Raw genomic sequence first — 1,257 nt, 5'->3', positions numbered from 1 at the left:
CATCAGGGGCGATGGTGCTACGGCAAAACGCCCATGCGCACCTTCCTCGACTCGCTGGAACTCGCCAAGGAGAAACTGATCCCGCATTGAGCCGCGCTTCTCGATTCAACAGCCCGACTATCTGTCAGATCGAGTCCCAGCTAATACACTTCAGCAACTGTTGCGCCAGCTCGGATTGCTGGGCTGGCAAGGTGCGGTGGAAATTCGACAAGGCGGCGCCTTGTCGCTCGTGTAGCCGCGTCTCGATCTGGTGAACAAGTACATTGCGGCTCCAGCCATGCTCGACTGCGGCGCGGGCATACCAAGTGCACGTCTCCGCGTCGCTCAGCATCTCCAATAGCTTGAGGTTGTGGCCCCAGGGCAATTGTGCAACAGGCTGTTGCACAATTGCCTCGTCCGGCCAGGCCTCGGCGAATGCCCGCATGTACATCAAATTACGCGGGGAGAAGCCAGCCATGTCTGGGAAGGCCTGGCGAAGGTCATTCGCTAGCCGATCAACCACCTATTTGCCCCATCCCGCCGCTTTTTGCCGTTGCAGGATCGAGCCTCCGATGCGCCAGTACAGCAAGAGCAGTTCCCGGTTGACCGCCAGCGACGTACGTAGCCGCGCCTGCTGGACTTCTTCCTTCAGTTGGCCAAGCCAGACCACATAGTCGTCGGGAAGGGAATCCGCCGCTGCACGGCGTGGGGAAGATCGAGTAGCCATCTGTACATTATTTCACGTCACCCAGTCGCCCAACGCAGAAATGTTCCACGGTCTGCCCGGCATTGACCGCCCGCTGCAGCCAATCGGGCATGGCGCCGCGGCCATCCCAGCCCTCCCCGTGCGCGTTGCGATAGCGCACCGCCCCAGGCAACGTCGCCGGAGGCGGCTCGGCAAAACAGCCGGCGGCCTGCAGGTGAGCCAGGGTCAGGCCGTGCTGGGCCATCTGAATGCGGATCCAGGTAATCGCTTCGGCGCGCTCGATTTCGATCGACTTCATTCTAGGTGCACAGATTTGAGGAAGCTGCGGGGCAGGATCCTGCGTTGTCGGCTCAAAGACCGTTAGGCCTCAACATTGGTCCGGCGGATCGCTGGTGCAACGCAACCTGCTCCCTTGGGGATTGGGAATCACGTGGTCACCCCGCCGCTCAAACATTAATCAGACCCGAGGAGCCCGCCGGGGATCTGGTCCTCGCGCGGCTTGTCCACAGGTTTATCCCGTGGCGCGGTGGACAAATCCAACTGCCGCCCACGCCCCTCATGCCGGCCCCGCC

General features: G+C 61.7%; 1 protein-coding gene and 1 pseudogene. Both read right to left on the bottom strand.

Annotated features, from left to right (window positions below; all coding sequences use genetic code 11):
* Positions 1 to 124: 124 nt before the first annotated feature.
* A pseudogene (locus AC1DQR_RS40185) lies at positions 125 to 706 on the bottom strand (DUF1016 N-terminal domain-containing protein).
* 7 nt (positions 707 to 713) lie between these two features.
* Positions 714 to 983, bottom strand: coding sequence for an H-NS histone family protein (locus AC1DQR_RS40180; RefSeq protein ID WP_416047096.1), 270 nt, complete (start codon positions 981 to 983; stop codon positions 714 to 716).
* Positions 984 to 1,257 lie beyond the last annotated feature (274 nt).

It is taken from the genome of Cupriavidus sp. 05L411 (genome assembly GCF_056398045.1).
This window is presented reverse-complemented; position numbering and strand designations above follow the sequence as displayed.

Excerpts from the sequence above, each read along its gene's own strand:
- AC1DQR_RS40180 (WP_416047096.1), bottom strand. The coding sequence starts at position 983 with ATGAAGTCGATCGAAATCGAGCGCGCCGAAGCGATTACCTGGATCCGC.